At 77.0% G+C, this 1,047-nt stretch carries 1 protein-coding gene; it reads right to left on the bottom strand.

Translation table 11 applies throughout. The features are described 5' to 3' along the window. Window positions 1–140: 140 nt before the first annotated feature. On the bottom strand, window positions 141–1,046 hold the full coding sequence (locus ACFU99_RS44490; RefSeq protein ID WP_384404614.1) for a carbohydrate kinase: 906 nt from the start codon (window positions 1,044–1,046) through the stop codon (window positions 141–143). Window position 1,047 lies beyond the last annotated feature (1 nt).

The following is a 1,047-nucleotide window of genomic DNA, read 5'->3' on the forward strand; positions in this document are numbered from 1 at the left end:
CGGTCGGCGGCGGGACGGTACGGGCCGAGGTGCGGCCGGTGCGGCTTCTCGGGCTCAGTGTGCGCCGCTCCCGTACGGCCCCGGAGGCCGCTCCAGGAGCATCCGGACCGCCGTGTTCTCCGGCTCCGGCGGGCGTTTTCTCAGGCGAGGTCGGACGCGTACGGGGGCTGCGCCCCGGCGCGGGAGCAGGTGACGGCCGCGGCCCGGGCGGCGAACCCCAGGATGTCGCGCCACTGCGCGGCGTCCAGCGAGGCGATGTCGGCGGGGGAGAGCGCCTTGTGCTCCGCGAGCCGGTGGAGCAGGGCCGCGTTCACCGTGTCGCCCGCGCCGATCGTGTCCACGACGTCGACGCGCTCGCCGGGCACCGCGTACGTGTCGCCGGCCCGGGTCCGTACGCTCAGCCCGTCGCCGCCCCTGGTCAGGACGGCGGCGGCGGGGCCGGCGGCCAGCCAGTCCGCCAGCGCGGCGTCGACGTCAGCGCCGTCCGCGAGCCATTCGGCGTCCTCGACCGACAGCTTGAGCAGCGTCACATGCGGCAGCCAGGAGCGGAAGCGGGCGCGGTAGGCGGCGGCGTCCGGGATCAGCCCGGCCCGGATATTGGGGTCGAGCGCGGTGAAGACGCCGCGCCCCGCCTCGCGCTTCAGCAGGGCCTCGTACGCGCTCGCGCCCGGCTCCAGGACCAGGGAGCAGGTGCCCAGCGACAGGGCGCGGGTCTCCTCCGGGAGTGCGTCGGGGAGCTCGAAGAGCCGGTCCGCCGTGCCCTCGACATAGAAGCCGTAGCCCGCCGAGCCGTCGGCGCCGATGCTGGCCACGGCGAGCGTCGTCGGCTCCGGGCCGCGCTGCACCGGAGCCACGTCCACGCCGGAGGCCCGCAGCTCCGCCAGCAGCGCTTCGCCGAAGGCGTCCGTCGAGACGCGCGAGCAGAAGGCGGCCGGCGAGCCGAGCCGGCCGAGCGCCACCGCGGTGTTGTACGGGCCGCCGCCGCGCTGGGGGAGCAGTGCGGGCAGCGCGCCGTCGGCGGGGGCGCTGCCGGGCACGAGGTCGATG

Origin of the sequence: Streptomyces sp. NPDC057654, from assembly GCF_042800135.1 — a bacterium.
GTDB lineage: Bacteria > Actinomycetota > Actinomycetes > Streptomycetales > Streptomycetaceae > Streptomyces.